The organism is Klebsiella sp. CSG-1, assembly GCF_056521145.1.
In genome coordinates, this window is the sequence record NZ_JBWNLD010000001.1 from 389,725 (window position 1) to 412,683 (window position 22,959).

Here is a 22,959-nt window from a genome sequence, read left to right on the forward strand (position 1 = left end):
AGCGAAGCGCCGCCGGGCAACACCCCCCCCTAACCCCTAATAAACCCCGGCGGATCGAAAGCGGTAATCGGCGGTAACGGTTCGCGCCATGGTTCGATCTCCACCCGGCAGGTCTGGGCGCTACAGCCCTGTCCCAGCTGGCGGTTACGCCTGACCTGACCGACAACGTCCGCAGCTTCCCGTAGGCCCGTGCAAGCGAAGCGCCGCCGGGCAACACCCACTCCCTAACCCCTAATAAACCTCGGCGGATCGAAGGCGGTAATCGGTGGTAACGGTTCACGCCATGGTTCGATCTCCACCCGGCAGGTCTGGGCGCTACAGCCCTGACCCAGGCGCGAACTGCCGCGATCTTCGGTCAATACGTTCGGATTGCCATGCTTGTCCAGCGAACCTTTGACCTTCGGATCCAGCGGGTCGTACCAGGCTCCCGTTGACATCTGCACCACCCCCTTGAGGATCTGCTCGCTAAGATGCACCCCGGCGAGAATCGCCCCGCGGGCGTTATACACCTTCACCACGCTGCCTTCGACAATGCCCCGCGCCTGCGCATCCTGCGGATGCATCCACAGCGGCTCGCGGCCCTGAATTTTCGTCGCCCGGCTGACGCTGCCGTGATCGTACTGGCTGTGCAGACGGGTGCGTGGCTGGCTGGAGAGCAGATGCAGCGGCCAGCGCCCGGCCTCCGCCTGCTGCCGGGCCGCCTCTTCTGTATCCCACCACGGGTGGCCTGGGCATTCGCGATAGCCAAAAGCGGCAATCGTTGCCGAGTAGAGTTCAATTTTGCCGGAGGGAGTGGATAGCGGATAGCGCTGCGGGTCGGCGCGGAACTCCGCCAGAAAGACCTGCGGTTTTTCCGGGGCACGATATTCCAGCACGCCCTGCTGCCAGAACTCATCGAACGAAGGCAGCTCAATCCCCTCTTCCTGCGCCCGCGGCCGGGAGGCTTCATAAATCTGCCGCAGCCACTGGCCGGCGTCCCGCCCTTCACTAAACTGCTCGCCAATGCCCAGCCGCGCCGCGAGATCGCAGAAAATCGCGTAATCATCGCGCGCCTCACCCACCGGCGGGATCTGGGCGCTCATGGCTATCATAAAGCCGTCGTGACCACCGCTGCCGATATCTTCACGCTCCAGCGAGGTGGTTACCGGCAACACGATATCGGAGAATTTAGCCTGCGCGGTCCAGTACTGCTCGTGGACCACCACCGTTTCCGGCCGCCGCCACGCTTCACACAGCTGGTTGAGATCCTGATGGTGATGGAACGCGTTCCCCCCCGCCCAGTACACCAGGCGGATATCGGGATAGCGCAGACGCTGGCCGTCAAACTCGTACTCCTCGCCGGGATGCAGCAGCATATCCGCCAGTCGCGCCACCGGGATCACGCTGCTGACCGCATTTTCTCCGGCCGGTAAGCGCGGGCCGGAGAACGCTTTACGCGAGGCTCCCGCCAGGTTGGTGCAGGCGTAACCGAAGCCCAACCCGCCGCCCGGCGTACCGATTTGCCCCAGCAGCGCGGTCAGCGCTACCGTGGCCCAGTAGGCCTGTTCCCCCTGGCGCGCGCGTTGAATGGACCACGAGATATTCACCATCGTACGCTGGCTGGCCATCATCCGCGCCAGAGAGACAATGTCTTGTTCAGCAATACCGGTAATCGCCGCCGCCCAGCGCGGCGTTTTCGCTATCCCGTCGCTCTCGCCGAGCAGATAAGCGCGATACGGTTCAAAGCCTACCGTATGGCTGGCGACAAATTGCGCATCGTACAAAGATTCCACTATCAGCACGTGGCACAGCGCCAGCAGCAGGGCCGTATCGGTGCCCGGACGAATCGCCAGCCACTGCGCGCTCTCCACGGCGCTGAGATCGTTACGCACCGGGCTGATGTTGACAAAGCGCGTTCCCCCTTCCTGCATTTTATCCAGCCAGTGCTTCAGCATATGGTCATTGGCGCCGCCGCCGTTGACCTGCGCATTACGCAGCGGTAAACCGCCGATGGCGACAAACAGCTGGCACTCGCGCGCCAGCTCAGAGAAGTGAGTATGCTGGCGATGCAGCGAACTGAGCGGCCCGAGCACATGCGGCAAAATGCGCTCCCCGGCGGCGCTGCTGTAGGTATTGGTGCTGGCGGTGTAGCCGCCGAAGGTTTTCAGGAAACGATGCAGCTGGCTCTGGGCATGGTGAAAACGTCCGGCGCTGGCCCAGCCGTAAGAGCCACCAAAAATCGCCTCGTTGCCGCAGCGCGTCTTCAGCGAAGTCAGCTCGCGGGCCAGCAGGTCAAGCGCGACCTCCCAGCTCACCTCCACGAAAGGCTCTGTGCCCCGCCCCTCGCGGGAAGCCGGACCATTTTTCAGATAGCCTTCTCGCACCGCCGGACGGCGAATACGCGCATTGCCGGTGACCGCATCGGGGAGTGATTGACCGATACGTGAAGGAGACTTATCCCAGGGGACCGGCGTGACCGCAGCGATATGGCCATCGCGGGCCTGAACCTGCCAGGTTCCCCAGTGCATCACGGTCAGATTATGCTGTTTTCTCATAGTGCCTGTTTTCTTCTCACCCGCTAAAGAGCGCTATAATAGAGCGCGATCCTCAGCAAGATAAAACGCCACCCGCCATATAATATGCTGCATATATGGCAATTAACCCCTCACACTTCGCGGTCCTCCGGGTTATTTACCAGATTTCCCGTCAACTAAACCATAATAATTAAGCAGCAATGATTATTTGCACTAAAAATAACGCATCAGTTTTAATATCCACAATATAAAAGAGGATTAAATTATGCATCATGAAATATTTTCAGCTTACTAATGATAAAATTACGTTTTCCTCGGCTAATCCTGCGATATAACATTGTTGGAATAACTTAGACATATTTCGTATTTGAGGTTGCGTGCTCGTTATTGTCATGCTACGACTCCGCAGCCACCTTCATCACAGGATCATAATAAGAATGTCGCAGAGAAAAAAATTATTACCCGCCGCACTGGGTCTGCTCTCGCTCGTCTCCATTAGCGCATCAGCCGCCGAAGCCCTGTCGCTTCAGGGGAAAACCATCGGCGTCGCCGTGGTTGGCACTCAGCACTTCTGGGATCGTGAAGCCTACAAAGGCGCAACGGAGGAGGTGGAGAAACTCGGTGGCAAGGTCATTGGCGTCGACGGCGGCCGTGATAATCAGGTCCATGCCAACAACCATGATATTTTACTGTCACGTAAAGTCGATGCGGTAATTAGTATTCTCGGCGACAGCGCTGTCGAACCTAAATTTAAAGCCCTGCGCGATGCCGGCATTCCGGTATTTACCGTTGACCATGTGTCAAAATATTCGGTCAATAACACCACTTCCGACAACTACACCCTGGGCTCGACCATTGGCCGCTATATGGCCGATGAATTAGGCGGTAAAGGCAACGTTGCCGTATTCAATGCGTTCTCCAGCTCCTTGCGTATTTGTGGCATTCGCTACGATCAGTGGAAATATGTCCTTAAGGATTATCCGGATATTCATATTATCCAGCCGGAGCTGGCCGAACAGTTTGCCAATTCCCCGGAAGACGCGCGTAAGAAAACCCTCGAATTACTCAGCCAGTATCCTAAAGGCAAACTCGATGCCATCCATGTCGCCTGCTGGGATCAGCCGGCTATCGGCATTGTCCAGGCGCTGGAAGAGACCGGTCGCGATAAAGACGTGAAGGTTACCGCTATCGATGCCGGTCCGGAAACGCTGGAGATCATGGCCGAACCGAATAGCCCGTTCGTCGCCAACGTGGCTCAGCAGCCGCATCTGATTGGCCAGACCTCCGCCGACAACGTCGCGCGCTACTTCGCCAAAGAGAAACTGCCGCTGCAGACCTTTATTCCGGTGGTCCCGGTTAAAGGGCCGCAGGAGGCGAAAGCAGTCTACAAACAGCTGGGATATGGCGAACTGCAGTGATCACTCAATCCTCCGGCGGGGCTAACCCCGCCGCTGGTCTGGCGATGAACCAGATCAGCAAAAGCTTTGCCAACGTGACTGCATTAAATGCGGTCACGCTGCTTCTGAATCCCGGCGAAATTCACGGTCTGATCGGCGAGAATGGCGCCGGAAAATCGACGCTGATCAAAATCCTCGCCGGCGTCTACCAGGCCGATAGCGGCAACGCCACCCTGGACGGCGCGCCGCTGCCGCTTGGTCATCCGGCGGCGATTGAAGCGCTGGGCATTCGCGTCATTCACCAGGAGCTCAACCTGATCCCCCACTTTACGGTGGCGGAATCGGTGTTCCTCGGCCAGGAGTACCGTACCCGCTGGGGGGCGCTGGACCGGCGGCGAATGAATGCCGCCACCGAAGCGTTTTTCCGCGACAGCTGGCAGCTGGACATCAATCCCCGCCGCCTGATCCGCGACCTCAGCCTCGCTGAACGCAAGCTGGTGCAAATAGCCCGCGCGCTGATCGACGGCGCGGCAAAGCTGGTGGTATTCGATGAGCCTACCGCGCCGCTGGAAGCGCAGGAAGCCAGCCTGGTCTCCTCAGCGATTCTGCGCCTGCGGCAGCAGGGGATCGCGATTCTCTATATTTCTCACTATCTCAATGAAATCGCCGCCCTGTGCGATCGCGGCACGGTACTGCGTAACGGCGAAGTCGTCGGCTATCCCGACCGGGAGCTCCTGCAAAACACCGACGCGCTGATTAAAATGATGGTCGGGCGCGATATCGAACAGCTCTATACTCCGCGCCAGAGTAGCGCTCATCAGGTCGATGCCGCCGTACCGGTCCTGTCGGTGCGCCAGCTCAGCGACGGCGCGCAATTAAACGCGATGACCTTTGATATTCAGCCGGGAGAGATCGTCGGCGTCGCCGGTCTGCTGGGCGCCGGCCGCGACGTGCTGGTCGATCTGCTTTACGGGCTACGCCGCGCCCGCAGCGGCACGATTAGCATCGACGGCCAGCCGAAGCGGCTGCGTACGCCGTATCAGGCCACCCGCGCCGGGATGGCGCTGGTGCCGCGCGACCGCCGCCATCAGGGGCTGATTCTTCCCTTCTCCACCGCCGACAATATTAATCTCGCCTCCCTGCCGGAGACCGCCACCCTCGGCTGGGAGCATCGCGGTCGGGCGCTGGAAAAAGCGCGCAGCTGGATAGACCAACTCTCTATCCGCCCGGGTCGTCCGGAACTGCCGGTGCGTTTTATGAGCGGCGGCAATCAGCAAAAAGCCATTCTGGCCCGCTGGCTGGGTACCGACGCACGGCTCTTTATTCTCGATGAACCCACTCTCGGGGTCGATATCGGCGCCCGCAGCGATATTTATCAGCGCACCCGCGAGCTGGCGGATCGCGGACGCGCGGTACTGGTCTCCTCCAGCGATGCGCCTGAGCTACTGGGCCTTTGCGACCGCATCCTGGTGATGTGGCGCGGCGAGCTGGTGGCCAATCTCCTGACCCGGGGGCTGACGCTCGACGCGCTGCTGGCGACGATTAACGGTGGACAGGAACAACAGGTATGAGTGCAGGTATCCAGCGCCGCCCGCTTCCGGGCATAACGACGCTTATCGAAAAATTCCCGCTGATTCTCTTTTTTGCGCTGCTGGTCTGGCTCAGCCTCCAGTCGCCTTTCTTTTTAAGCTGGCAGAATATCAGCATGATGCTGGTGCAGAGCGTGCCGCTGGCGATTCTCTGTTTCGGCCTGGTGTGCGTGATTGCCGTTGGCGGCGATGACGTGGTCTCCGGCGGTATCGACCTCTCGCTTCCCGCTATCGCCGTGCTCGGCGTCGCCCTGCTGAGCCTCGGTATGGTCGAATGGAACACCCCGTATCTGCTGCTGTTACTGCTGCTGATCGCGGTATCTCTCGCCTGCGGAGCGGTGAACGCGATACTGGTGCTCGCCGCCGGCTTGCCGCCGCTGCTGGCGACGCTGTCTACCTCCGTCGCCTTTACCGGCCTGACGGATCTGCTGACCGGCCAGCGGCGCATCGCGGTCAACGACCCGCTAATGGTCGCTTTTCGCGACAACGCGGTGCTCGGGGTTCCCTGGCCGCTGATCTACCTGCTGGCGGTATTCGTGCTGTTTCAGTTCTTGCTCCATCACTCCCGCTTCGGCCAGCATTTACAGGCGGTAGGCGGTAACCGCGATATGGCGCAGATGAGCGGTCTCAACGTCCGTCGTCTGACGATTATGGTCTGGCTACTGGCCGGGATCGCCGCCGGGCTGGCGATTTTGCCGCTGCTCAGCCAGGGCTCCGGTAGCTCCAGCGGCACGGCGACGCCGCTGCTGCTGGAAACCGTCCTCGCCACCTTTATCGGCGCGGCGTTCTCGCGGCGTCGCGTGGTCACCATCTGGGGCGCGCTGCTCGGCGCGGTGCTGGTCAACGCGCTCTCTAACGGCCTTGGCCTGCTGGGGGTGAATATCTTCTGGATGGGCGCCATCAAGGGCGGCCTGATCCTCATCGTTCTGGCGGCCTCGGCGGTCAGGCATCAAGGAGGCCGCTGATGAGTCAGCTGACGCTCAAATCCTCAACCAACCGGTCGGGCAGCAGCCCGCTGGCATGGCTGTCGCGGGCCGGATTCGGCATTATCACCCTGCTGGCGGTCGCCCTGTTCGGCTGGGCCAATCCGGTCTTTCTGACCCTCGATAACTGGGCGAATCTACTCCAGGGCAGCGCCATTCTGCTGATTGTGGCGATGGCGATGACCTTAATCGTCAGCGCCGGCGCCATCGACCTGTCGGTAGGCGTAGCGCTCGATTTCGGCGCCGCCTTTGCGCTGGTCGCCTTAAAAACCTGGCACCTGCCGTGGCAGGCGGCGGTGGGCTGCGCCCTGCTTGGCGGAGTGATGATTGGCCTGCTGAATGCCTTCCTGATCCTTATCTGCCAGATTCGTCCGTTCCTCGCCACCCTCGGCACCTGGTTTATCGCCAGCAGCGCCGAGCGCATCTATACCGACGGCGGCGGCTCTATCTCCTACCGCAGAATGGCGCCTGAATATCATGACCTGGCGGTCGGCAATATCGCCGGCATTCCAACGCCGGTGGTGATTGTCCTCGCGCTGTGGCTGGCGGCCTGGCTGATTACCGAACGCACGCTGTTTGGCAAATATGTCCGCGCCATCGGCCAGAACGGTGAAGCGGCGCGAATCGCCGGGATCCGCGATCGCCGGACTCTGCTGTGGGTTCTGGTGGCGGCCTCCGCGCTGTGCGCCGTCGGCGGCGTTATTCTTTCCGCCAACCTGCGCCAGTTTACCCCGCTGGCCGGTCAGGCCTATTTGATGGACGCTATCGCCGCGGTATTTATCGGCACCGCCTTTAACCGACTGGGTCGGGTCAGCATCGCCGGCACTCTCGGCGGCGTGCTGTTCCTCGCCATTATTGATAACGGCCTGAACCTGATGGGACTCAACTACCTGGTGAAAGATGCGCTGGTTGGCGTGATTCTGGTGGTAGCGCTGGCCCTCTCCTTCTGGCAGGCGCGTCTGCGCCAAACCCATCGTTAAGTGGAGCACCTATGGCAGCCTTTGACGCCGTCTTTGTCGGCCTGACTATTCTTGATATCGCCGGTCGCCCGGTGATTGACATCCCGCCGCGCGGCGGGGTGGCCTTTATCGAACAAATTCGCCTTAACCCCGCCGGTACCGCCGCCGGAGCCAATATTAACGCAGCAAAGCTGGGCATTCGTACCGCCGCGGTCGCCTGCCTTGGCGAAGATGAAAAAGCCGATTTTATCCTTGCCAGCTATGCGCGGCTGGGGATCGACTGCTCGCTGATCCAGCGCACGGCGCAGCAGGAAACGTCGGCGACGATCCTGCCGATCCGTCCCAACGGCGAGCGCCCGGCGCTGCACTGCCGGGGCGCTTCCGATGCCCTTTTCGTCAGCGAAGAAGAGTTTGACGCGATTCTCGACTGCCGCTTCCTGCACCACGGCGGCAGCGGCCTGCTGGCGGCGATGGATCGCGGGCAAAGCGCCCTTCTGCTGCGGGCGGCGAAGGCCCGGGGTGTTGTCACCAGTTTTGATTTGATCGCCCCGAATGAGAACACGCTGGAACTGCTGCGCCCGTTGCTGCCGTCGGTTGACTACTTTATGCCTTCGCTGGAAGAGGCAAGCTACCTCAGCGGGCGCACCGACCCCGCCGACATCGCCCGCTTCTTCTTCGAGCTGGGCGTCGGAACCTGCATTCTGAAGGATGGCGAAAACGGCTCGTGGCTGCTGACCGGCGACGGTGGCATCGAACATATCGCGGCGTATCGGGTCAATGCCGTGGATACCACCGGTTGCGGCGACAGCTACTGCGGCGGCTTTATTGCCGCGCTGGCCCGCGGGTTAAGCATCAAAGAGGCGTGCGAGGTGGCTTCCGCCGTCGCCGCGCTGGTGGCGACCGGGATGGGATCGGATGCCGGCGTGGTGGACTGGCAGCATACGCAGGACTTTATGGCGGCAAACCGGCGCGGATAAACAGCTTCGCCGCCGCATCGCGCGGCGGCAAGAGCGGCTTAGCGCCACTGATAGAGCAGCGGCTCGCCAGCGACATAGCGCTGGAGGTCGGCGGCAATCATCGCCGTATGCTTAGCGATGCTCTCCCGCGTCGCGCCGGCAATATGCGGCGTGATGATCACGTTATCAAACTCGGTGATAAACGGATGGTCGCGCCACAGCGGTTCGCGGTGATAGACATCCAGCGCCGCGCCGCCGAGCGGGCCATGACGCAGCGCGTGAATCAACGCCTCTTCATCCACTACCGCGGCCCGCGAGGTGTTAATCAACAGCGCGCCGGGCTTCATGCTATTCAACAACGCCGCGCTCACCAGACCATCGCTGTGCGGGCCGCTGCTCAGATGCAGGCTGACGATATCCGCCTCGCGGAACAGTCCCTCAAGCGTCGTTTTCTGTAGACCCGGTTCGTTGATATCTTCGGCGGCGACAAACGGATCCACCACCAGCACCGCCATGCCAAACGCCCGCGCAATACGCGCCACGCGGCGACCGATATTGCCATAGCCAATCAGCCCCAGGGTTTTGTTGCGCAGCTCGCTGCCTTTAAACACTTCATAGGGACTCTCCGGGCTCACGTCCCACACCACATCGCGGCGCAGTCCGCTCTGAGTAGCCTGGGTGGCGTTCTCAGCACGGGTAAATTCACCGCGTTTCAGCGCCGCATGGGACTGCGGAATATGCCGCGCCAGGCTCAGCATCAGCCCGATGGTCAGCTCCGCCGCAGCGTCCGCATTGCGCCCCGGCGTATAGAGCACGCGGATACCGCGGGCCTGAGCGGCTTTGGTGTCAATGTTCACCGGATTGGCGCGGGTGCAGGCGATGACCTGCAGTCGCGGGCAGGCGGCGATCACCTCTTGCGTCACATCGTCATAGCTGGTGACCAGAACATCGGCATCATGCGCCAGCTCAATCAGCTGGCCCGCGCTCAGTTTCGGTTTGCCCAGCGCCCAGCCTGCCACCAGCAGCTCGCCGAGTTGCTGAAAGGCTGTGAGATCGCCGGAATGTTCGGCGGTAAAAACGATTTTCATGAATGTTGTTCCTGAGAAAGACGGTGGAGGGCATCCTGTCGGGCCTGCCAGACGGGCAGCATCTGCTCGCGCAGCAGCCGGTAAACCGGGTACAGGGCAGCGTAGCGGGCGTGGGCCTGCGGATCGGGCTGATAGCGGGTCTGCTCCAGCGTTGGATAGTGCGCCAGCGCGCCGACGCTACGGGCCGCCAGAATCGCCGCCCCGCGAGCGCTGAGTTCATTAAAGGTGCTGGAAACCACCGTGCGCCCGCTACAGTCGGCAATAATTTGTAGCCAGGTCGCCGAGGCCGCGCCGCCGCCGGTCAGGTACAGTTCGCCGCCCTGCGGGTAGCCCTGAAGCGAGTCGACGATGGCGTAAGCCAGTCCTTCAAACACCGCCCGCTGCAGCTCCGCGCGGGTCGTGTGCTGGCTGATGCCAAAATACCCGGCCCGCGCATCGGGGCTGAAAAACGGCGCGCGTTCGCCGTTGAGATAGGGTTGCCAGAAGACGCCGCCGCTGCCCGGTTCAACATCGGCGATAGACTGCTCCAGCAACTGGAGGTCCGGCGTCAGGGAAATATGCTGTTGCAGCCAGTCAATATTCGGCGTGCCGGCCTGCATCGGGAAGAGATTGATAAAGCTCCCCGACTCGGTGTGGGTGACATAGCGTGTCCCCTCATTCACCGCCTGGCGACCGTGGCAGACAATCCCGGTACAGCAGGTGGTACCGAGAATGGTGTAGATATCGCCATCGTTGACCGCTCCGCAGCCCAGCGCGGCGCTGCACACGTCGAGCGCCCCGGCGGCCACCGGCGTGGCGGCGGGGAGTCCGGTGAGGGCGGCGACCTCATCGCGCAGCGTGCCGGCCGGCGCATCGGGGGCCAGCCGCGGCGGGAACAGGTGCTGAAGATCGGCCAGCCCCATTTCGTTAAGCACCACCTCCGACAGCTCGCCGCTGTGCTGATTGAGCAGCGAGGTACTGGCGTCGGTAAAATCCAGCGCCGCCACCCCGGTTAAGCGAAAACGCACCCAGTCTTTGGCGAAAAACAGATAGTGAGCCTGCGCCAGCCGCTCCGGTTGATAGTGCCGCAGCCAGCTCAGCTGCATGCTGGTATTGCACGGTTGCAGGTGAGTGCCGGTGTCAGAAAAAAAGCGCCGGTCGAAGCCCGGACGGCGTAATAGCTCGCTCATCAGCTCGCGGCTGCGGGTGTCGCTCCACAGGATCCCCGGGCCAACCGGTTCGCCCTCGGCATCGCTCAGCCAGACGCCTTCGCCCTGCCCGGCAAGGCCGATCGCCCGCAGACGTCCGGTCTTCAGCTCCGGCTGTCGGGCAATTTGTTGCAAAATGGCCATCACCGACTGCCACAGCTGCGCCATATCCTGCTCGGCATGACCGTTCGCCGACAGGCGCGGGCCGGTACTCTCCGCCGCGCTGGCTCGAGCCTGAAAGTGCTCATCAAACAGCACCGCCTTAACGCGCGAGGTGCCGATATCGATTCCGAGATAAAAATCCATGCCTGACCCGTTAGTGGAGTGAAATTTAGTCGCGCTCGTAGCGGCGGCGCATCAGCTCGCACTCGAACAGAAACTCCAGACCTTCCAGCTGACGGCGGGCCTCGTTAATATCTTTGCCCCAGCAGGTCAGGCCGTGGCCGCGCAGCAGGAAGCCATAGCGCAGCGGGTTGGTCTGCGCATAATCTTCAATGCGCGCCGCCAGGGCGTCGATATCCTGGTCGTTATCGAAAATCGCCACCGGTACGGTATCGAGATGGCTGTGCTGGCCGGTCAGGGTTTTCTGCATCTCATAGCCCTGCAGCGCCAGGGTGGCGCTTTTTTCAATCCGTGACAGTACGGTGGCGTTGACGGTATGGACGTGCAGCACGACGTTCGCTTCCGGGAACAGACGATACACCAGGGTATGCAGACCGGTTTCAGCAGAAGGTTTACGCCCGGAAGGCGCTTTATTGCTGGCGATCTCGACCTGCAGGAAATCTTCCGTCGTCAGGCTGCCTTTATCGCGTCCCGACTCGCTAAGCCAGCACCAGGTCTCATCCTGACGCACCGACATATTGCCGCCGGTTGCCGGCGCCCAGCCTTTCGCGCCGATCCAATGACAGGTGGTGACCAGTTGCGCGAGTCTTTCTTGCCACATAGCAGTTCCTTAGTTTAGCGATGTTAATTTGAGAACCTTTACGGGCAGGCATTATTGCTGCAGGCAGTCTGGACACGGACAGCGCGGAACACCCGGAACGTACAGGAAGTACGTGAGGAGTATTCGCTACGCTCACCCTTCGGGCCGCCATCAAAGGCGTTCAAAACTCTACGCATTTGTGTGAGCACTGCCCGGGTCCAAAATGGCCCATAAAATAGCCTGTCCAAAGGTTCTTTAGCCGTCTAAATGGCTATTCACCCGATACTAACACCGCTAGCTTAAGTGAACAATATTTCAGGAAAGGCTTACATTGATAATGGTTATATCAGAAATGCATATGAAATTACTGTTTTTAACAATGATATAACCGGAGGTTTTCATGAAGCCCCTATTACCGACTATCCGGGTTCAAAAAGACGGGGGATCGTTCTGTAGGAAAGAAGTGCGATGCGCCTGCAGAAACCGGGCGCAAAATGCGTAGAGACGATTATGCCCGACAAGATCGTGATTTGCGGGATGGCAGGCATGGCAACCCCGCGCCGCCAGTCCCTGTCTGATTGTTGATAAAGTGCGCGTCTCGGGCATTGCCCGGTGGCGGCTGACGCCTTACCGGGCCTACGAGATCCGCCCTTCATATCAAGCCCGCAGCCCGTCAGAGCAATTCCAGCCCCCAATCTGCTCCGTAGGTCGGGTAAGGCGCCAGCCGCCACCCGACAAAATCGCAAACAGCCTCAAGCCCGCAACCCGTCAGAGCAATTCCGGCCCCAATCCGCCCCCGTAGTTCGGGTAAACCGCCAGCCGCCACCCGACAAAATCGCGAACAGCCTCAAGCCCGGACCCCGTCAGAGCAATCCCGGCCCCAATCCGCCCCGTAGGTCGGGTAAGGCGCCAGCCGCCACCCGACAAAATCGCGAACAGCCTCAAGCCCGCAACCCGTCAGAGCAATTCCGGCCCCCAATCCGCCCCCGTAGGTCGGGTAAGGCGCCAGCCGCCACCCGACAAAATCGCGAACAGCATCAACCCCGGACCCCGTCAGAGCAATTCCGGCCCCCAATCCGCCCCGTAGGTCGGGTAAGGCGCCAGCCGCCACCCGACAGAAATGCGGGCACAATCGCTAAATCTCAGCGCCTGCCTGCGTAATCTGTCAGCCGCTGCCCCATCGCGGGGCAAAACTTTGCACCGTGCACACTCTTCTGGCAACCATCGGCTGATAAACGACTTTTTATGTGCACACTGCCCATCACATTGTGTCACCCCTGCCTTGATTTTGTTGGCATATCTCTTGCTACCTCTCTGCCATCGCCATTCGGATAGCCACTCAGAGGTTCCACAATGTCAAACAGCAATGATTTTCCGCTCGTCGAAGCGCCCGCCTCCGGGCGTAAGGGCCTGTTTTCGATCTCCATGGTTTTGTTCAGCTTTACCTTTTTTACCGGCACGATGTTCGCCGGTGGCAAACTAGGCGTCTCTTTTTCCATCGTCAATCTCCTGTGGATTGCGGCGATCGGTAACTTTCTGCTGGCTCTGTATGCCGCCTCCCTCGGCTGGATTGCCGCACGCAGCGGGCTGAATACCGTTCTGATGGGACGTTTTTGTTTCGGTGAAATCGGCAGCAAGCTCGCCGATTTTATTCTCGGCTTCGCCGAACTGGGCTGGTACGCCTGGGGTACTGCGACGATCGCCATCTCGCTGGTCAAAATCCTCGCTCTGCCCGCCGCCATGACCATCCCGCTGATGATCCTGTTCGGTATCCTGTTCTGCGTCACCGCGCTGGTGGGCTACAAAGGGCTGGATGCGCTGTCACGCGTGTCGGTGCCGCTGATGTTCATTCTGCTGGTGGTCTCGATGTACCTTGCCGCCCACCACGCCGGCGGCTGGCAGGCAATGACCAAAATCGAACCGGGCGAGACCATGACCTGGTCGGCGGCGATCACTATGGTCTTCGGCACCTTCGCCAGCGGCGCGACCCAGGCGACCAACTGGACGCGGCTGGCCAACTCCAGCCGCACCGCTATCGTCGCCAGCATGAGCAGTTTCCTTATCGGTAACGGGCTGATGATTGTGGCCGGCGCCTGGTGCGCCATCGTCTACCAGCAGGCCGATATTGTGGAAGTGCTGATTTTGCAGGGGCTGTCGGTCGCCGCGGTGGTGATGCTGTGTCTCAACCTGCTGACCATTCAGGGGCCGACGATTTATAACGTCTCGGCGGCCGCCTGCCATCTGCTGCGCAGCGAGCGCCGCCGCACTCTGACCGTGGTCGCCGCCGGCGTCGGTATTCTGCTGGCCATTGGCGGGATGTATGAAATGCTGATCCCTTTCCTGGTGCTGCTGGGCAGCATTATTCCGCCCATCGGCGGCGTTATCCTCGCCGACTACTGGTTTTATCGCGGCGGCCGCTATCCGCTGCTGCACACCGCCCGCTTACCACGCTTTAACTGGCTGGGGCTTAGCGCCTACGCCGTGGGTGCGGTGGTGGCTTACCTGTCGCCGTGGATCGCCCCGCTGGTTGGCATTACCGTTTCTGCGCTGGTCTATATCGCGCTGACACGTCTGAGCAAACGTCAGCCCACCGCTGATTCGGTCGCGGAGCAGTAGTCATGAGCCTGACGGTCAGCGAAATCCTCGCCCTCGAGGGACTCTCCGCCCTGTGCCTGCGCGCGGGTCAACAGGGACTACAGCTGGCGGTGCGCTGGTACTACGTGGCGGAAAATGAAAACATCGCCGAATGGATCATGGGCGGGGAGCTGGTGTTTATCACCGGGATCAACCATCCCCGCGATGAAGACAATCTGATCCATTTGCTGATGGAAGGTAAGCAGCGCGGGATCGCCGGGATGGTGATCCTCACCGGTGACCAATATATTCAGGCGATCCCGCCGCGCCTGATCGCGCTGGCCGACGAGCTGGGTATTCCGCTGATTGAACAGCCCTATCTACTGAAGATGGTGATTGTGACCGAACGCATCGGTACCGCGCTGGTGCGCAGCGAGAATGCCCTGCAATCGCAGCGCGATATTCTGCTACAGCTGTTAACCGGCGACTATCCCGACCTGCAAATCCTGCATCAACGCGCGCTCCACCAGCAGCTGGATTTTACCCGCCCGCTGCGGGTGGCGGCGCTGCGCCTTGAAGGAATCCAGCGCCTGTTTCGCCAGCTTCCGCCGGAGCAGGCCGAAGCCTGGCTCCAGCAGGCCCGCCGCACCGTGCGCCAGCGCCTGCAGCAGCAGCTCAATCAGCAGGGCAACCCCTTTCCGCTGGTCGAACGCAGCAATATGTTTCTCTTCCTGCTCCCGGATGAAGAAGGCGAGTTTTATCAGCAGAAAAAGTGGCTCCAGGCGTGGCTGCATGCGCTGGCGGAAGGCGACGACGGGTTATCGCTGCTGTGCGGTCTTTCGGCGCCGGTGCAGCAGCTGCAGGGATATCCGCGCGCGCTGTCGCAGGCGCGTCAGGCGCTGGACCTCAGCGATAGCCTGCGTCCAGCCCAGCGCATCAGCGACTACCAGCAGCTGGGCTTTATCAAGCTGCTCTCCGCCGTCAGCGATCCCACCCTGCTGAGCGATTTTATGCACGACACCCTCGGCTGCCTGATCGAACCCGATCGCAAAAGCCCATGGCTGTTGCTGGAGACGCTGGAAACGCTGCTGCAGGAGAGCGGTAACGTGGTCAGGGCCGCCGAGCGGCTGGGCATTCATCGCAACACGCTGCATCAGCGTATTCAACGTATTGAAAAGCTGACTCGCAATCCGGTCAGCCATCCGCAATTTCATCTCAACGCCTCGGTCGCCCTGGCTATCTGGCGTATGTCGCAAAACCATTTACGGGAACAACCATGAAAATTATCAACGCGCGTCTGCGCCATCAAGAAGCGCTCTATACCCTTGAGTTACAGGACTGTCTGATTAACAGCATCACCCCGCAGGCCGCTGCGCAGGCGGCTGAAGCCAGCGATATCGACGCACAGCAAAAGCTGGTTATCCCGCCGTTCGTCGAGCCGCATATCCACCTCGATGCCACCCTGACGGCGGGCGAGCCGGAGTGGAATATGAGCGGTACGCTGTTCGAGGGGATCGCCCGCTGGAGCCAGCGTAAAGAGAGCGTCACCGTTGAAGATACGCGCCAGCGGGCGCTGAAAACTATCGGTATGCTGCGCGATAACGGCGTACAGCACGTGCGCACCCACATCGATGTCACCGACCCCTCCCTGACGGCGCTTGAAGCGATGCTGAGGGTGAAAAAAGAGGCGGCCCATCTTATCGACCTGCAGATCGTCGCCTTTCCGCAGGAGGGCATTGAGTCCTTCCCCGGCGGACGCGAACTGATGACCCGCGCCATTGAAATGGGCGCCGACGTGGTGGGCGGCATTCCGCACTACGAAAACACCCGTGATAAGGGCGTCAGCTCTCTGAGCTTTTTGATGGACCTGGCCCAGCGCCACGGCTGCCTGGTGGACGTGCACTGCGATGAAACCGACGACCCGCAGTCGCGCTTCCTCGAAGTGCTGGCGGAAGAGGCCCGGGTTCGCGGCATGGGCGCACAGGTCACCGCCAGCCATACCTGCGCGATGGGCTCCTACGATAACGCCTACTGCTCGAAACTGTTCCGCCTGCTCAAGGCCTCCGGCATCAACTTTATCTCCTGCCCGACGGAAAGCATTCACCTGCAGGGGCGCTTCGACAGTTGGCCGAAACGCCGCGGCGTGACGCGGGTGGCGGAGCTGGACCGCGCCGGGATCAACGTCTGTTTTGCTCAGGACTCGATTCAGGATCCGTGGTACCCGCTGGGCAACGGCAACATCATGCGCATTCTCGACGCCGGCCTGCATATCTGCCATATGCTGGGCTATGAAGATTTGCAGCGCTGCCTCGATCTCATTACCGACAATAGCGCCCGCACGCTGTGTCTCGGCGACAACTACGGCATTGCCGAAGGTCGCCCGGCAAACCTGCTGATCCTTGATGCGCAAAACGACTATGATGCGCTGCGCCGCCAGGCCAAAGTGCTGACCTCCATTCGTCACGGCAAGATCATTTTGCAGCGCCAGGCGGAACAGATTCACTACCCGGTATAAGCGTGACGTTGACGCGGTACGCATCCCGCGTCAACCCGCTGCTCGCGCAGGGATTTATGTGATACCTTCTTACTACTTTTTTGTGCCGGCCATGGGCTCCATGCGTCGGCATGGGCTCACTAAGAACAACCCGTACCCTGACACTATGAGCGAAAAAAAATGGATTAAGGCTGAGGATGTTGCCCGACTCGCCGGCGTCTCCCGTTCCGCGGTTTCCCGCACCTTTACGCCCGGCGCATCGGTGGCGGAAAAAACCCGGCAGAAGGTCCTCGCCGCGGCGGAAACGCTGGGCTATCAGGTCAATATCATCGCCCGCGCGATGAATACCGGCAGCAGCAACTTTATCGGCATCGTCACCGCCGGGTTTGATAACCCGTTCCGCAGCAAGCTATTGTCGCCGCTGGTCCACCAACTGGCGCTCAACGGGTTTATGCCGCTGCTGATGAACGCCGACGATCCGCAGCAGCTCGCCCCGTCGCTCAAGCAGCTGCTGAGCTATCACGTCGCAGGAGTCATTATCACCTCCGGAGCGCCGCCGCTGTCGCTGGCGGAGGAGTATCTGGAGCGGAAAATCCCGGTGACGCTGATCAACCGCCACGCCGATCTGGCCGGCTGCGATCGCGTATGCAGCGACAACGCGCAGGGGGCGAAGCTGGTGGCCGACCTGTTTGTTCAGCGCCAGTGGCGACAGGCCGGGTTTATCGGTGAAAGTCTGGATAACTTCAGCACCCGACAGCGCTACGACGCGTTCGTTGCCCATACGCAAGGCATAGACGTTGCCGCGCACTTCTGCGAAAGCAGCGGCTATCAGGCGGGCTTTAGCGCCGCCAGGCAGCTGCTTGCCGCGCATCCGCAGCTGCAGGCGCTGTTCTGCGCCACCGATATGCTGGCGCTCGGCGCGCTGGACGGTCTGCGGGCCGACAATCCTGCCGCTCCGCTACCTGCCATTATCGGCTTTGATGATATCCCGCAGGCGGACTGGCAGCCCTACCAGCTGACCACCGTGCAGCAGAATACCGCCCTGCTCGCCCACCATGCGGTGGATTTGCTGGTCACGAGGATCGCTAAATTCAACCTGCCGTCACGTCATCGCGAAGTGCCGGTGAAATTGATTGTTCGTCAGAGCACAAAATGAAATATTCATTTTATTCCAGAACGATCACAGAATAATTTTTTTAATCCATCCACACTCACTTCGCCCTTCGGGGCTGTTTTTTTTACGCACAATGCACACGTGTGCAAAAAGGAGAGTAAGCATGAAATACCTGGAATCAGATGCGCTGCAGGCCCGCTATCGCCTGGCCTGCGAGCTGGCGCAAGCCGGTGCTGAACTGGCATTCGAATACTACCAGCAGCGTGACCGGCTGGCGGTAGATCATAAAGGCGACGACCTGCAGGACGTGGTTAGCGTCGCCGATAAGCGGGTCGAGGAGTTTGTTAAACAGCGCATTATCAGCGCCTTTCCGCAGGATGGTTTTCTCGGCGAGGAAAGCGGAACACAGATGCCTGACGCCCGCGTGCTGTGGGTTGTCGACCCTATCGACGGCACCAGCTGTTTTCTTAACGGCCTGCACACCTGGTGCCTGTCGATGGCCATCGTCGCCGACGGCGAACCGGTTATCGGCGTGGTGTACGACCCCAACCATCGCGAGCTGTTCCACGCCCTGAAAGGCCAGGGCGCATGGCTCAACGATGCGCCCATCGCCCCGCATCCGGCGGCGACGGTCAAAGAGGGAGTGATGGGCGTCGGGACCTCGCACCGCGTGACGCCGGCGATCTTTCTGCCCTTTCTCGATGCGCTGCTGAGCGATGGCGGCATGTTTATCCGCAACGGCTCCGGGGCGCTGATGAGTGCCTGGGCGGCGGCAGGCAGGCTCATCGGTTACTACGAACCGCATATGAACCCATGGGACGCGCTGCCGGGGCTGGTGCTGATGCGCGAAGCCGGCGGCCTGAGCAATGACTATCTGGCGGAGGATGGGATTCGTCATGGCAACCCGCTGCTGCTGGCCAGCAAGAGGCTCTATCCACAATTAAAAACCATGCTTTGTCACCCATTACCTTAACCGTATCGGGTCAGGCTTTATCTGATTATGTACTCTACACAACGACAACATACCCTAAATAATTCGAGTTGCAGAAAGGCGGCAAGTGCGTGACAAATTCGTCGGGAACGAATTTGACCAGCCGAAGGCTGGCCTCCGGTGAGAGGCAGGAGCCTCTCATTAATCCCCAGCAGCTTACTCTGGTAAGTAACTGGGATGAGCGAACGCAGCCAACGCATCTGCAACTTGAAGTATGACGGGTTAAACCTCACGGACGAACCACACTAATCAGTCAGGCCTCCGACCTTCGGAGATACCATTATGTCTGGAAGAATTATCGCATTTTTTCGCGCTTCTCCGCCCAAGGCAGGCGTGCAGTTCGATGAACAACGCTTTCGCCGCGTGCGCTGGCAAACTTTTTTAGCCATGACCGTCGCCTACGTGACCTTTTACGTCTGCCGACTGTCATTTACCGTCGCCAAAAGCGCGCTCGTCGAGCTGGGTATTTCTCCTACCGAGCTGGGAATGATCGGCTCGGCGCTGTTTTTCAGCTACGCCATCGGCAAACTGGTTAATGGCTTCGTTGCCGATCATGCCAATGTGGTTCGCTATATGAGTCTCGGCCTGCTGCTGAGCGCCGGGATGAATCTGATGATGGGGATGACCAGCAATGCCCTGCTGCTGGCGGTTTTCTGGGGAATCAACGGCTGGGCGCAATCGATGGGGGTCGGTCCCTGTGCGGTATCGCTGGCACGCTGGTACGGATATAAAGAGCGCGGCACCTTTTATGGTATCTGGTCAACCGCCCACAACATCGGCGAAGCGCTGACCTACATCGTGATCGCCGCCGTCATTGCGGCCTTTGGCTGGCAAATGGGCTATTTATCAACGGCAGCGCTCGGCGCCGTCGGGGTGGCGCTGTTGCTGCTGTTTATGCGCGATTCACCGCAAAGCTGCGGCTTCCCGTCAATCAACGTGATTCGCGACGAACCGCAGGAAGAGGCGGAGGCCCGCGGCTCGGTGTTTAAAAATCAGCTGCTGGCGCTGCGCAACCCGGCCCTGTGGACGCTGGCGATGGCCTCGGCGTTTATGTATATCGACCGCTACGCGGTGAACTCGTGGGGGATCTTCTTTCTCGAGCAGGATAAAGCCTACTCTACCCTTGAAGCCTCCGGGATTATCGGGGTTAACGCCATCGCGGGTATTGCCGGCACCATTATCGCCGGCATGCTCTCCGACCGCCTCTTCCCGCGTAACCGCAGCGTGATGGCCGGGTTTATCAGCCTGCTCAACACCGCCGGCTTTGCGCTGATGCTCTGGTCGCCGCACGGCTACTACACCGACATTCTGGCGATGATTATCTTCGGCGCCACCATTGGCGCATTGACCTGCTTCCTTGGCGGACTGATTGCGGTCGATATTTCGTCGCGCAAAGCCGCGGGCGCAGCGCTCGGCACCATCGGTATCGCCAGCTACGCGGGGGCGGGACTCGGCGAGTTTCTCACCGGCATCATCATCGATAAAACGTCGATTATCGAAAATGGCAAAACGCTGTACGACTTCAGTACGCTGTCGCTGTTTTGGGTAGGCGCCGGCCTGATGTCCGCGCTATTCTGTTTTACCACCGCTGCGATTGTCTCCAGGCGACACGCGATAGAACGTCAGACCTCATTCTCGTCATAACCCTTTAACCGATAAGGAAGATTTTATGATGCCTGTACGACATCAGGTTTTGCTACGCTTGCTGTTTGCCTGCGCCCTGCCGCTGCTGGCCGCACCGGGGCATGCCGCCGCGCAGTTTGAGCTGGAAAAAGTGGTTGAACTCAGCCGCCACGGCATTCGCCCGCCGACACCGGGCAACCGGGAAGCCATCGACGCCGCGACTCAGCGTTCGTGGCCCCAGTGGACCACCCACGACGGCGAGCTGACCGGCCATGGTTATGCCGCGGTGGTCAATAAAGGGCGCGAAGAGGGCCTGCGCTTTCGCCAGCTCGGCCTGCTGACGGCGGGCTGCCCGGCGAACGGCGAGATTTACGTTCGCGCCAGTCCCTTGCAGCGCACGCGGGCCACCGCCCAGGCGCTGGTGGACGGCGCCTTTCCCGGCTGTGGCGTAGCCATTCATCACGTCAGCGGCGACGCCGATCCGCTGTTTCAGACCGAGAAATTTGCCGCCACGCAAACCGATCCCGCCCGCCAGCTGGCGGCAGTGAAGGAAAAAGCCGGCGATCTGGCACTGCGTCGGCAGGCGCTGGCTCCGGTGATTCAGTTGCTGAAAAATGCGGTCTGCGTGCCCGGCAAGCCCTGTCCGGCGTTCGACCAGCCGTGGCAGGTCGAGCAGAGCAAAAGCGGCAAAACGTCGATTAGCGGACTGAGCGTGATGGCCAATATGGTTGAGACGCTGCGCCTGGGCTGGAGCGAAAACCTGCCTCTCAGCCAGCTGGCGTGGGGCAACATCACCCGCTCCAGCCAGATCACCGCCCTGCTGCCGCTGCTGACGGAGAACTACGATCTGAGCAACGACGTGTTTTATACCGCGCAAAGACGTGGTTCGATTCTGCTCAACGCCATGCTGGAGGGGGTAAAAGAAGGCGCCACGCCTGACGTGCGCTGGCTGCTGCTGGTGGCGCACGATACCAATATCGCCATGGTGCGTACGTTAATGGATTTTAGCTGGCAGTTGCCGGGATACAGCCGCGGCAATATCCCGCCGGGCAGCAGCCTGGTACTGGAACGCTGGCGCGATACCCATAGCGGTAAACGCTACCTGCGCGTCTACTTCCAGGCGCAAAGTCTGGACGATTTACGTCGTCTGCAAATACCGGACAGCCAGCATCCGCTGCTGCGCCAGGAGTGGCGTCAGCCAGGCTGCCAGACGACCGCCGTCGGGACCCTGTGCCCTTACCAGGCGGCGCTGACAACCCTCGGCCGGCATATCGACCCGCACTCTGCTCCGGAGGTCGATATGGTTCTGCCGTGATTGGGCGATCGTGCCCGCACGCTTGTCAGGTGGCGGCTGGCGCCTTACCTGACCTACAAAACCCGATCTGAGCCCGTCCCGAAGGCCCGGTAAGGTGTCAGCCGCCACCGGGCAATTTTACAAGGTGCACTTTACCCATAAACAGAGGGGAATAACTGCGCTTTGACTCAGGCCTTTTTCGGCGCAAACGCCCCGGCCGCCACCTGCTCCGGGGTGACCACGCCGCTATCCAGCACCCAGCCGCTAATTAACGCCGCGGGAGTGACATCAAATGCCGGATTGTAAACGGCGGCATCTTTCGGCGCCCACTGCACCGCGCCAAAGCTGCCGGCGACGCCGGTCACTTCCGCTGCCGCCCGCTGCTCAATCGGAATCGCCTCGCCGTTCGGACAGTGGCTATCGAGTGTGGTTTGCGGTGCCGCCACGTAGAACGGAATAGCGTGATACTTCGCCAGTACCGCCAGGGAATAGGTGCCTATCTTATTCGCCACATCGCCGTTAGCTGCGATACGGTCAGCCCCGACCCATACGGCGTCAACCTGCCCTTTGGCCATCAGGCTGGCGGCCATCGAATCGGTAATCAGCCGATAAGGCACCCCCAGTTCACCCAGCTCCCAGGCGGTCAACCGACCGCCCTGCAGCAGCGGGCGCGTCTCGTCGACCCAGACGTTTTCCACCAGCCCGCGCTGATGGGCCAGCGCAATCACTCCCAGCGCCGTCCCTACGCCCGCCGTGGCCAGACCGCCGGTATTACAATGCGTCAGCAGGCGGCTGCCCGGCTTCACCAGCGCGCTGCCCGCTTCGGCGATGCTGGCGCACAGCTGTTTATCTTCTGCGATCAGGCGCAGCGCTTCCTCTTCCAGCGCCTGGGCATAGTTCTCTTCCGCCAGCGCCAGCTTCATGCGATCGAGATTATTCATCAGATTTACCGCCGTCGGGCGCGCGGCGCGCAGCGTTTCCAGCGCCTGAGCCAGTTCATCCCGGCTGAGGCCGCGCCGGGCCAGCAGCGCCAGCAGCAGACTGGCCGACAGGCCGATTAACGGCGCCCCGCGTACCCGCAGAGCGTGAATATGGTCCACCAGCAACGAAACGTTATCCGCCGCCAGCCAGCGTTTTTCCTGCGGCAATGCCTGCTGATCAAGAATAAAAAGCTGATTTTCGCTTACCCGCAGGCTGGTGGTCTGTAGTGTCTGCATATCGTTAAATCCCTGTTGCGTTGTTGTATCACATTGTGTCAGGATGAAATCCAGAAGT

General features: G+C 60.7%; 17 protein-coding genes and 1 pseudogene. 12 read left to right on the forward strand and 6 right to left on the reverse strand.

Annotation, left to right across the window (positions count from 1 at the left end; all coding sequences use genetic code 11):
* Positions 1-29: 29 nt before the first annotated feature.
* Together AC007G_RS01955 and AC007G_RS01960 are read right to left on the reverse strand one after the other, a co-directional pair.
* A pseudogene (locus tag AC007G_RS01955) lies at positions 30-143 on the reverse strand (hypothetical protein); the annotation flags it as partial.
* An 81-nt stretch (positions 144-224) separates the two neighbouring features.
* Positions 225-2,534 (reverse strand): molybdopterin-dependent oxidoreductase, encoded by a 2,310-nt coding sequence (locus tag AC007G_RS01960; protein WP_142630170.1) that lies wholly within the window; start codon positions 2,532-2,534, stop codon positions 225-227.
* A 416-nt stretch (positions 2,535-2,950) separates the two neighbouring features.
* Between AC007G_RS01960 and AC007G_RS01965 the strand changes: the two genes are divergently transcribed.
* Genes AC007G_RS01965 through AC007G_RS01985 form a run of 5 tightly spaced genes read left to right on the forward strand, consistent with a single transcriptional unit; the run spans position 2,951 to position 8,418 of the window.
* Positions 2,951-3,931, forward strand: a complete 981-nt coding sequence (locus tag AC007G_RS01965) for a sugar ABC transporter substrate-binding protein (RefSeq protein ID WP_032688908.1) — start codon at positions 2,951-2,953, stop codon at positions 3,929-3,931.
* A 44-nt stretch (positions 3,932-3,975) separates the two neighbouring features.
* Positions 3,976-5,481, forward strand: coding sequence for a sugar ABC transporter ATP-binding protein (locus AC007G_RS01970; RefSeq protein WP_185935627.1), 1,506 nt, complete (start codon positions 3,976-3,978; stop codon positions 5,479-5,481).
* Positions 5,478-6,464 carry an ABC transporter permease gene (locus tag AC007G_RS01975; protein ID WP_004859449.1) on the forward strand — a complete coding sequence of 329 codons (987 nt, stop codon included), beginning with the start codon at positions 5,478-5,480 and terminating at the stop codon, positions 6,462-6,464. The genes AC007G_RS01970 and AC007G_RS01975 overlap by 4 nt, the downstream gene beginning before the upstream one ends.
* Entirely contained in the window at positions 6,464-7,462 is a 999-nt protein-coding gene (locus AC007G_RS01980; RefSeq protein ID WP_032696416.1) for an ABC transporter permease, read from the forward strand. Before AC007G_RS01975 ends, AC007G_RS01980 begins: the two co-directional genes overlap by 1 nt.
* Positions 7,463-7,473: 11 nt before the next feature.
* The gene (locus tag AC007G_RS01985; protein WP_032696417.1) at positions 7,474-8,418 is read left to right on the forward strand and encodes a carbohydrate kinase family protein; all 945 of its coding nucleotides are present in this window, start codon (positions 7,474-7,476) and stop codon (positions 8,416-8,418) included.
* A 38-nt stretch (positions 8,419-8,456) separates the two neighbouring features.
* Here the strand turns inward: AC007G_RS01985 and AC007G_RS01990 are convergent, their stop codons facing one another.
* Genes AC007G_RS01990 through AC007G_RS02000 form a run of 3 tightly spaced genes read right to left on the reverse strand, consistent with a single transcriptional unit; the run spans position 8,457 to position 11,615 of the window.
* On the reverse strand, positions 8,457-9,485 hold the full coding sequence (locus tag AC007G_RS01990; protein ID WP_046852955.1) for a 2-hydroxyacid dehydrogenase: 1,029 nt from the start codon (positions 9,483-9,485) through the stop codon (positions 8,457-8,459).
* Entirely contained in the window at positions 9,482-10,978 is a 1,497-nt protein-coding gene (locus AC007G_RS01995) for an FGGY-family carbohydrate kinase (protein ID WP_032688917.1), read from the reverse strand. Before AC007G_RS01995 ends, AC007G_RS01990 begins: the two co-directional genes overlap by 4 nt.
* A gap of 25 nt (positions 10,979-11,003) precedes the next feature.
* Positions 11,004-11,615: a methylthioribulose 1-phosphate dehydratase gene (locus tag AC007G_RS02000; protein ID WP_032688919.1), complete on the reverse strand. Its 612-nt coding sequence runs from the start codon at positions 11,613-11,615 to the stop codon at positions 11,004-11,006.
* Between the two features lie 1,332 nt (positions 11,616-12,947).
* Between AC007G_RS02000 and codB the strand changes: the two genes are divergently transcribed.
* The 7 genes from codB to AC007G_RS02035 all read left to right on the forward strand — a co-directional run bounded on the left by codB (position 12,948) and on the right by AC007G_RS02035 (position 21,705).
* Positions 12,948-14,210, forward strand: coding sequence for a cytosine permease (codB, locus tag AC007G_RS02005; RefSeq protein ID WP_099973501.1), 1,263 nt, complete (start codon positions 12,948-12,950; stop codon positions 14,208-14,210).
* A gap of 2 nt (positions 14,211-14,212) precedes the next feature.
* Positions 14,213-15,448: a PucR family transcriptional regulator gene (locus AC007G_RS02010; protein ID WP_142630176.1), complete on the forward strand. Its 1,236-nt coding sequence runs from the start codon at positions 14,213-14,215 to the stop codon at positions 15,446-15,448.
* On the forward strand, positions 15,445-16,683 hold the full coding sequence (gene codA, locus AC007G_RS02015) for a cytosine deaminase (protein WP_142630178.1): 1,239 nt from the start codon (positions 15,445-15,447) through the stop codon (positions 16,681-16,683). The genes AC007G_RS02010 and codA overlap by 4 nt, the downstream gene beginning before the upstream one ends.
* 145 nt (positions 16,684-16,828) lie before the next feature.
* On the forward strand, positions 16,829-17,818 hold the full coding sequence (locus AC007G_RS02020) for a LacI family DNA-binding transcriptional regulator (RefSeq protein WP_064793140.1): 990 nt from the start codon (positions 16,829-16,831) through the stop codon (positions 17,816-17,818).
* Positions 17,819-17,939: 121 nt separating this feature from the next.
* Positions 17,940-18,749 (forward strand): inositol monophosphatase family protein, encoded by an 810-nt coding sequence (locus tag AC007G_RS02025; RefSeq protein WP_099001241.1) that lies wholly within the window; start codon positions 17,940-17,942, stop codon positions 18,747-18,749.
* Between the two features lie 300 nt (positions 18,750-19,049).
* A complete protein-coding gene (locus tag AC007G_RS02030; protein WP_142630180.1) occupies positions 19,050-20,411 on the forward strand; it encodes an MFS transporter in 1,362 nt (453 codons plus the stop codon).
* 25 nt (positions 20,412-20,436) lie between these two features.
* The gene (locus tag AC007G_RS02035) at positions 20,437-21,705 is read left to right on the forward strand and encodes a histidine-type phosphatase (protein ID WP_133959642.1); all 1,269 of its coding nucleotides are present in this window, start codon (positions 20,437-20,439) and stop codon (positions 21,703-21,705) included.
* Positions 21,706-21,872: 167 nt separating this feature from the next.
* Here the strand turns inward: AC007G_RS02035 and mtnA are convergent, their stop codons facing one another.
* Complete coding sequence (gene mtnA / locus AC007G_RS02040) at positions 21,873-22,901, reverse strand: S-methyl-5-thioribose-1-phosphate isomerase (protein WP_032688931.1); 1,029 nt, start codon at positions 22,899-22,901, stop codon at positions 21,873-21,875.
* Positions 22,902-22,959 lie beyond the last annotated feature (58 nt).